The organism is Alkalibacillus aidingensis (assembly GCF_014595945.1).
GTDB lineage: Bacteria > Bacillota > Bacilli > Bacillales > Alkalibacillaceae > Alkalibacillus > Alkalibacillus aidingensis.
Genome location: NZ_JABXWU010000015.1, coordinates 21136 through 28981 on the forward strand (window position 1 = coordinate 21136; position 7846 = coordinate 28981).

The 7846-nt window shown below is 32.3% G+C and carries 10 protein-coding genes and 1 pseudogene; 5 read left to right on the top strand and 6 right to left on the bottom strand.

The features are described from left to right. The first annotated feature begins 105 nt into the window (after positions 1–105). From HWQ49_RS14210 to HWQ49_RS14220, 3 genes are all read left to right on the top strand, one after another. Positions 106–939, top strand: coding sequence for a tetratricopeptide repeat protein (locus HWQ49_RS14210; RefSeq protein ID WP_188208290.1), 834 nt, complete (start codon positions 106–108; stop codon positions 937–939). 15 nt (positions 940–954) lie between these two features. Then, the gene (locus HWQ49_RS14215) at positions 955–1107 is read left to right on the top strand and encodes a hypothetical protein (protein ID WP_188208291.1); all 153 of its coding nucleotides are present in this window, start codon (positions 955–957) and stop codon (positions 1105–1107) included. A gap of 197 nt (positions 1108–1304) precedes the next feature. Further along, complete coding sequence (locus HWQ49_RS14220) at positions 1305–1850, top strand: hypothetical protein (RefSeq protein WP_188208292.1); 546 nt, start codon at positions 1305–1307, stop codon at positions 1848–1850. 171 nt (positions 1851–2021) lie between these two features. On the opposite strand, the gene HWQ49_RS14225 is transcribed toward HWQ49_RS14220, so the two are convergent. Further along, positions 2022–2537: a hypothetical protein gene (locus HWQ49_RS14225; protein ID WP_188208293.1), complete on the bottom strand. Its 516-nt coding sequence runs from the start codon at positions 2535–2537 to the stop codon at positions 2022–2024. Here HWQ49_RS14225 and HWQ49_RS14925 point away from each other — a divergent pair. After that, positions 2506–2580: a hypothetical protein gene (locus HWQ49_RS14925; protein ID WP_394810785.1), complete on the top strand. Its 75-nt coding sequence runs from the start codon at positions 2506–2508 to the stop codon at positions 2578–2580. The genes HWQ49_RS14225 and HWQ49_RS14925 overlap by 32 nt on opposite strands. Before the next feature lie 31 nt (positions 2581–2611). Here the strand turns inward: HWQ49_RS14925 and HWQ49_RS14230 are convergent, their stop codons facing one another. Continuing rightward, positions 2612–3589 carry a hypothetical protein gene (locus HWQ49_RS14230; RefSeq protein ID WP_188208294.1) on the bottom strand — a complete coding sequence of 326 codons (978 nt, stop codon included), beginning with the start codon at positions 3587–3589 and terminating at the stop codon, positions 2612–2614. Between the two features lie 509 nt (positions 3590–4098). On the opposite strand from HWQ49_RS14230, the gene HWQ49_RS14235 reads away from it, so the two are divergent. Further along, on the top strand, positions 4099–4713 hold the full coding sequence (locus tag HWQ49_RS14235; protein ID WP_188208295.1) for a hypothetical protein: 615 nt from the start codon (positions 4099–4101) through the stop codon (positions 4711–4713). 191 nt (positions 4714–4904) lie between these two features. Here the strand turns inward: HWQ49_RS14235 and HWQ49_RS14240 are convergent, their stop codons facing one another. The 4 genes and pseudogenes from HWQ49_RS14240 to HWQ49_RS14260 all read right to left on the bottom strand — a co-directional run bounded on the left by HWQ49_RS14240 (position 4905) and on the right by HWQ49_RS14260 (position 7748). Beyond that, the gene (locus HWQ49_RS14240; RefSeq protein ID WP_188208296.1) at positions 4905–5465 is read right to left on the bottom strand and encodes a hypothetical protein; all 561 of its coding nucleotides are present in this window, start codon (positions 5463–5465) and stop codon (positions 4905–4907) included. A gap of 79 nt (positions 5466–5544) precedes the next feature. Then, positions 5545–6780, bottom strand: coding sequence for a hypothetical protein (locus HWQ49_RS14245; RefSeq protein ID WP_188208297.1), 1236 nt, complete (start codon positions 6778–6780; stop codon positions 5545–5547). A 101-nt stretch (positions 6781–6881) separates the two neighbouring features. Beyond that, positions 6882–7534 (bottom strand): annotated as a pseudogene (locus HWQ49_RS14930) (DUF6094 domain-containing protein). Continuing rightward, positions 7473–7748 (bottom strand): hypothetical protein, encoded by a 276-nt coding sequence (locus HWQ49_RS14260; protein ID WP_188208300.1) that lies wholly within the window; start codon positions 7746–7748, stop codon positions 7473–7475. The pseudogene HWQ49_RS14930 and the gene HWQ49_RS14260 overlap by 62 nt, the downstream one beginning before the upstream one ends. Positions 7749–7846 lie beyond the last annotated feature (98 nt).

Consider the following 7846-nt stretch of genomic DNA (forward strand, 5'->3'; position numbering starts at 1 on the left):
TTAACCGAAATACACAAACTCCGTTATTTTATGTTATCAAAGGCATTTAAACAAGCTGAAAAACAAGTTTTTATCCTTCAGCCCCTAATTGATGACTTTAACTCCTTGGAATCTTACTACTGGAATAAATTTTATGCCGACTATCTTTGGACTAAGCAATCCTTTCACTTAGCGCTTAAACACTACCAAGAAGCAGAGTCTTATTTCCATCAAGCTTACATATCCCAAGAAGAACAGCATGATTTAATTTTTTGCATAGCAACAATCGCAAGTGCACTTAAAAATAACCCACTGAGCTATACATACACCAAAAAAGCTTTAAGGTACTATCAGGAAAAATATGATTTGTATAAGTGTGCCGAGTGTCATAATTTGTTGGGTATTATCTATCAACGTGCTAATTTATTTGAACAAGCAGAGGATAGTTATCAAAATGCGCTAATGATTGCTAACCAGCTGAATATAAAGCGTCTAATAAGTCTTTGTTATCAAAATATCGGAAAATTACACACGATCAAAAGAGAGTCTGAACAAGCGATTCACTATTATAAATTAAGCTATAAACTCCGAAAAGAAGGACCGACTTATTTAGAGGTTATACCAATTTCAAGTCTCATGAAGGAGTATTATCAAGTAGGAAAGTGCGATGAAGCAAAGCATTGGCTAACAAAAGGGTTATCAAGGATTAAAGATACAGAAACAATTCAATCTATTTATATTGTTGAATTTAAAGTTTATCAAAAGATTCTAAACCAATGCAGGGACGATGAATGGGCTCATTATATTAAACAAGAAGTATTGCCATTTTTCGAGAAACAGCGTTTATATGAGCCATTAAAACAATACTTGAAGATTTTAGGTGATTATTATTATGATAATCGTAAATATAAACTTGCATCTGAATACTTTTCACGTTCTTCAGACATTCCAATTAACTAAACGGGGGAATTTAAAATGAAAAAATTAATTAAGATCTTGTTCGTGTCTTGGTTAATGACACTTTCGTTAACAGCTCATATTAATTATGACCCTTTGGCTAATGAGGACTATCCATGGCCTATTGAGCCCATAGAATCTGATTTTCTTGAAACGGATGAACACATTTAAAAACATGTCACGTAGTAAAAGGAGAGACCTAGATATATTTCTGGATTTCTCCTTTTTTAATATAATTGTTACAAAATTAGTTCTATCAATCACTTTGGTGAAATAATACAATAGATGCATTCACTTCATTTCTATCTCATGGTATTTTATAACTGTATTTATATGATGTGTTATCACCCAATCAAGGGAGGAAAAGTATGAAATACTTATTTCAGATTGTTTTTTTTGCAGGAATCTCAACCTTTTTAATATCCTGCATCAATCAAGAAGATGAATTTATTGAATCATTAACCCATGAACATATAGCTATAAATGATGAACATCTGCTAACCGGCGAACAACTAGAAAATTTAAACGAGTTACAAGAAACGATATTAAATTTATTTATTGAGCGAGAAGGTAAAACCTTAGCAAAGGAATTTATTAGCGAACCACTTATAGAGTCTCTATTAAACCAGAGAAATATGAATAAAAATAAAGAGGAAATAATTGAGGAAAAAGGAAGTCATTTAAATAACTTATCTACTGAAGCAATTGGTAACATGACTATTGAATCTGTTGACATTTACGATATTGATATTTTTTATGATTCGGGAGAGGATGAACAAATACAGATAGAAAATATATTCGTGCAGTATGTTTTTAACTTTGAGAGCGACCATACAAAAGAATTTGAATTAGCCTTAGATTTTGTAGATGAAGAATATAAGTTTCGTGATCTGTACTTAATTGAATTAGAGTAGTGTATAACCAATCCACAAACATATATAGTTATTTCCTTGTTAAGTCACATCTGATGATTTTGTTATTTCTCAAGACTACGTGTCATATAATGCAGTCATAAAATGATAAGGACAAAGTATCATTTTATAGGGAACGGACCTAATTTTTTTAAGATTTTCAGTCCTACTACATTATTCCAAAGGATTTGTTGAATCTATAATTTCATTGGCAATATTTAAAGCTTCATCCTTATTATTAGCTGGAGCTGCTATTATAATACCATCTTCTACATTCCAACTACCGTCTTCTGGAAATTTAGTAATAAGTACCTCCTTAAATTCATCATTTTGATGTAACTCCCCATACTGCAAAATACTTTCTCCACGTTCATTTTGAATAGTATAAATAAGTAGTCCACCTAGTTGTTCTTCTAGATCAAGAATTACGGTATCTTGTACCGCATTATTAGGTGGGATTTTTTCTCCATTAACACTTATGAAACCTTCAAATTGATTTTTATCAAAAATGGAGTTTTTTAATTCACCATTCACTTCAATTTTAGCTTTTTTTCCTTCTGCATCACTCCCTAATTGATAAATGAACCCTTCGTATTCTTTGTTAATGCTTGTGGGTGATTGTAATAAAAAAAACAGGTATATAACGCCTACTATAAGTATGAATAGAATTATTTTATTAAGCTTTCTCATCTTTTCCTTCACCTTCTTTACATGTTCAAATATGTATTTATGAATATTTACTAAGTATTATGGCTTTAATTATATTAGTGTATATGTCCTGGTAAGAAAGGATTTAAAACAGGTTGAGTAACAGCAACTTCTTGATTGTGGTCATAGAATCTATAATCTTCTACAAACGATGATTGTGTCCCATAACCAGTCAGATAAGAACTAACAGCAGCATTTATGCTACCGTATTCATCTGCAGGTATTCCTAAATTAAATTCATCTGTTGGTTTTGAATATGGACCTTGATTGTCGATTCCAGCAAAAGTGTGAGAATGAGCTAAGTCTACACGATTGGATACAAATGAAAGTTCTTGGTTTGAGTCACTAGTTCCGTATGGTTTTACATAAGCAAATATAACTGTTTGAGTACTTCTGTAAGTCACTTGGTGTGTATCAAGTGTTACTTGCTCATATTCAGGACCCAATAGTTCATAAGGTGTCCATTGGACTACTGGAATTGTTCCAATAATTTTTTGCACGTACACACTCGCTAATTCTTCTATGGTACTTAAAACAAGGTTCTCACCTGTATTTATATGAACACCATCTGCCCCATTTGCTAGATTTGAATCAGAGGTTTTCGACATAGCAAATAATTGTTGTACTTCATATCTATCTCCTTCATGATAGGTATCCATTCTATAACTATACCAATCTACTGAATCTGTTGATGGAGGTGTTGTTGCATTGATAGAAATATCATCATTAGCTTTTTCATTCAATTCATTTAAATCTTCTTGAGAAAGCTTGTCTACTCCTAGCTCTAAAAGTTCTTGCTCGATATCGTTAGTGTTAAGTCGCTGTAATGTTCCATCTCTTTCTTCAGACAAATCACTTAGTCTTTGCTCGCTTAATTCACTTAATTTTTCTAACACTTCTTCAAATTTTCCCCTTTCCTTTTCATTATGCTTTTCTTGTGTCATTGTATTTTCAATAGTTTCATCGGCTGACAATGGAATATAAAAGAAAATCGTAAGCACTGAAACCAATGTGACAACCATTAATTTATTCAAATTTATAACTCTCTCATCACAAAAATATTCATTAAGTACTTAATAACTAAATTAAATGAAAACAGCTGTTAAATTTATCTTAACGCATATGTGAGTATTTTTGTATTGATATAAAAACAGAAAAACCCCTTGTTTTTTTGCAACTTTATTCCACTTATTGAAAAATAATTTGTCGATTTGTAAAAATACGGAAGATTATAGACTATTTGTTCCTAATTGATAAGATAAAGTATATTAACTTGCTAGTCACATAGTCATTATTCAACTAATACCTTATTATAATATATATCTACTGGGTTCAGATAAAAGTGACAAGTCATAAGTTGTGATTTTTAAGATTGTGAAAATAGGGAGTAACCTAAGAGCCTCTACAGCATACCTTAAGCATGTTATAATGTTTAAAACATACTTTATTGGTCTGGACTAATAGATGTAGTATCTTTAAACTGAGATGAGGGATTAATTGTGGATCAACGAATGAATGACGACTTTTTGCTGACAATTGGTCTATGGAAAAAGTGTCAAAAGAAGTTCTACAAAAATTTGATAAGGATTGGATTACAGGGTATGACCTATCGGATATCGACATTCAAAGGAATATTGTTTACGTTTCACGTCTAACTCATTGTGCTTTGATAGAAGATTTTTCTTTTTTTGATGGAATAAGCAAAAAGGAGAATTTTGCTCTCAAAGAAGTTAAACAATGGAATGTAGATGGAGGTTTATGTATATATTCTTCTGTTCTACTATTTGGATTGTTATCTTACAATCGTGTGAGTGATTATTCATTTATGAAATATCATCAAGGTTTCTATGATTACACTTTCCCAGATGGTTCTTTACCAAAGATGCTATTCCCTAAAACAATTGGGCTTCATGCCTGGATTAGCATTAACGGAAGTGCTGTCGACCCTTCAATCATGCAATTAAGAGAACATTTTGGAACTGATGAAGAATTTTATATAACTGGAAAGTTGATTGATGGGTTAGAATATCATGGTTATCAAGAAAAAGACCTTACTCCTTTTTCTTATATCGAAGCTATAGCTGAGAAAAGTGGCTACATATCAATCAGTGGGTACATCATCATTATAAACTATCTATCAAGGTGGCGGAAAAGATAATAAAAACAGAAACATCTCCATGAGTATTGATTCATAAAAAAAGAAGCGGCTTATTAATTTAAACCGCTTCTTTTTACTAACTCAACCGTCCCCAATCAACGTTTTTATGATATTAATAACCTTTTTATAATGACAATTCTTGATCCTAATCGGCTTACCAACTTTTGCTTCCTCTGTTTAAGCTTAGAAACTTATTTATATTCATTAAGTGGTTGCATATCGGCAGTAAAGACCAATTTTCTCTCAGGGATTAAATTGATAACTTCACCATTAATCCTTTCTACTGGATATATAACCATATAAACCTCTTCACTTTCAACCAGAGAAACGTTATTTATTTGTCGACGTTGGAATTGACCAAATAATCCATTAGGTCCATTACTATAGTAATTATGGTCCATAACATGACCATTTTCATCTATTAATTCAACATGAAAAATTTGCTTAGGTAAAGCCTTACTATAGTCAGAAGAATCATACCATAGTCCAAAATGAATTTGTTCTAAGTTGGGTAAATAAAATAAGTCAGTAATATTAACCCCTAACTCTTCAAAGTTCTTATTTTCAATTTCAACTAATAATATTTCGTCATCAACATATTCACCTGATTCCTCCTCCCACATAATGGGGTTGTCATTCCCGAGTTTCATTTGAATCATATCCCATTCCTTCACCAGTAAATAAATTACTAAGCACATAAAGATTGCTATTATCACCAAAGTTACAATTAAAAACCCTCTTTTTTTATCCATACCATACTCCTTTTCACGCAACAAAAAATATGGCTAGAAATTATTTCTATGCCATATTTTAAAAAGTTTGTATTGATGTTTAGTTTGGACTTGAAAAATTGCCCTGCCCCTGATTCCAAACTCCAAATGTATCAACAATAGTATCATAGTAATCAAGTGCATTATTTGTTGCTGTTAGATTACTAAAAGATAAAGCATGGGACTGTGCATGATGTCCCCATGTTGGATCCCTATATACACCGTCATATGTCCAAGAAACACCGACAAGTCCATCCCAATCCCAAATCTCCCAAGCCTTTACTTCATCATTATATTCTGTAGGGTCATTGACTGTGGCTACCTTTCCTCCATGAAAATTGTATTGAATAGTATCTATTGCATTAATTGCTCGGTCAATCGCTTCATAGGTATCCCAGGCAACAAAAGCCAAACTAAGCCAACCTTTAGCTGAATTTTTAGATACTTCCCAAAAAGAAGCTATTATTGACACTGTTGTTCCAGCAGAATAATATTGATCATCCTTTGAATACTCAATAAAATTTCGTTGAGTTTCATAAACTCCATTAAATGTATATGGGTTGTGTCCTCTATCATCCAACGCTTCCACATATTGATTGCTTCGAGTATATACATGATCTGCAAGTTTATCATTCAAAATTGTGCCTGGATTACCTGGTAAGACATCGGTAGTAGCAGAATTAATATCAGACATAGAATCATCACTTAATGATACAATGGTTTGGCCATTTTCCTTATTAATAGTTGTATTAGATAATTCTTCTACCTTATCTAATTCTCCATCTTCTAGCAACTCCTGAATTTCCTTTAATTCATCTTCTGTTCTTTTAGTGTTTTGAATTTGGTTAAGGTCGATTACATCATATTCAACATCATTAATATTTGCAATTATCACATCGTTGTCATTATCCGTTACCGTTTTATGAACTGTACCATCTGCAAAGTAATCAACGATGACACGATCACCGTCAAACATATAGTCAATATAGACTAAGTCTACCTTTCTATCATCATCATATACCACTTCTAAAATATCAGCTTCATCAGGAACTAACCCTTTAACAATATCACTTTCAAATTCCCGACCCCCATACTCTAAACTTTTGGATTGAATCAATGTATCAGCTTCTTTAAAACGGGAGAATATCTTATCAACTTGTTCTTTCTCCTGATCAACATCGACTAATTGTAGATCTACATCTGCATCGACGTCTAATCCTTGATCAGCTCCAAATACTGAACTAGCAGTCACTAAAGAGACAACCAAAACTAACAAAATACTCCAAATTTTTTTCATGAAATTTTAAACCTCCAATTTTTTAAAAAATAGTAAGTCTTTGGTGGTCACTTCTATTATAAACTACAAGTTAAATCACTTGTATTGGGAAAATTAAATGGTTAAACCACCTTGTCCATCGTAGAGACTTTTTGTTCAACAAACTCTGGAGATTCCATATTTAATAAGAAATCAAAGAGTTTTTTATTCGTCTCCTTTAAAGCCCCTGCCTTTTTACGTCCAATAAAAACAGATTGCTTAAAATCAGCATAATCATCATCAGTAAAGCGAAATACACCCACATGATCAAAGTGCGTGGCTAAATATCTAGCAATCTTTTTATCGGCAAAACGATAAGATGGAATAACGTAAATCATTAGTCCATTCTTTGCTAGATACTTATTTGTTTGAACCAAAAATTTATATTCTTTTCGATCAGCACTATCACCATCATCACCACGCATCTCGAAATGTATGGGGGGTTCAAATATAATAATGAAAAAGCATCATTACTAACAACCATACTTTCAAGTGGTGCATGAACTAGGTGATCTAGCTTTTCGCTCGCTTTTTCTGCTCTCGCATTATCCAATTCTACACCATAGGTTGAAATATGATGGCGTTTTTCGTCTTCAACCAATTGATTAAGAATATCTCCTTCCCCTGCTGTAGGGTCGAGAATACTACAATCCCCTGTGAATTGAATTAATTGTTTAATATAGTCCCCTTGCTTTTGGGGACTCGCGAAGAAACCCATTCGTAATGATATTGGCATTAATTAACGATTGTTCAATACCCGCATTTTCTGAGTAATTCTTTATCGTAACAAAACCCATTATTAAAGGCGTAACATTCGTTGTTGCCATAACCTCACCATTTTCATTTTTAAGTAAGATAGCAAAGTTATTATTATCGACATACCTACACAAATTAACAGAGAACTTTTCATCTAAGAATTGAACTGTTTGATCTAGTTTAATAAAATCCATATTTCTTCCTCCTCGTGTTTAATAAATAAAAGAGGCTGGGACAAAACTAGTTTCTACGAATAAAAAGGTTCGGATGATCAAAAAATGATCATCCGAAC

Excerpts from the sequence above, each read along its gene's own strand:
- HWQ49_RS14215 (WP_188208291.1), top strand. The coding sequence starts at position 955 with ATGAAAAAATTAATTAAGATCTTGTTCGTGTCTTGGTTAATGACACTT.
- HWQ49_RS14220 (WP_188208292.1), top strand. The coding sequence starts at position 1,305 with ATGAAATACTTATTTCAGATTGTTTTTTTTGCAGGAATCTCAACCTTT.
- HWQ49_RS14225 (WP_188208293.1), bottom strand. The coding sequence starts at position 2,537 with ATGAGAAAGCTTAATAAAATAATTCTATTCATACTTATAGTAGGCGTT.
- HWQ49_RS14235 (WP_188208295.1), top strand. The coding sequence starts at position 4,099 with ATGGAAAAAGTGTCAAAAGAAGTTCTACAAAAATTTGATAAGGATTGG.
- HWQ49_RS14240 (WP_188208296.1), bottom strand. The coding sequence starts at position 5,465 with ATGGATAAAAAAAGAGGGTTTTTAATTGTAACTTTGGTGATAATAGCA.
- HWQ49_RS14245 (WP_188208297.1), bottom strand. The coding sequence starts at position 6,780 with ATGAAAAAAATTTGGAGTATTTTGTTAGTTTTGGTTGTCTCTTTAGTG.
- HWQ49_RS14260 (WP_188208300.1), bottom strand. The coding sequence starts at position 7,748 with ATGGATTTTATTAAACTAGATCAAACAGTTCAATTCTTAGATGAAAAG.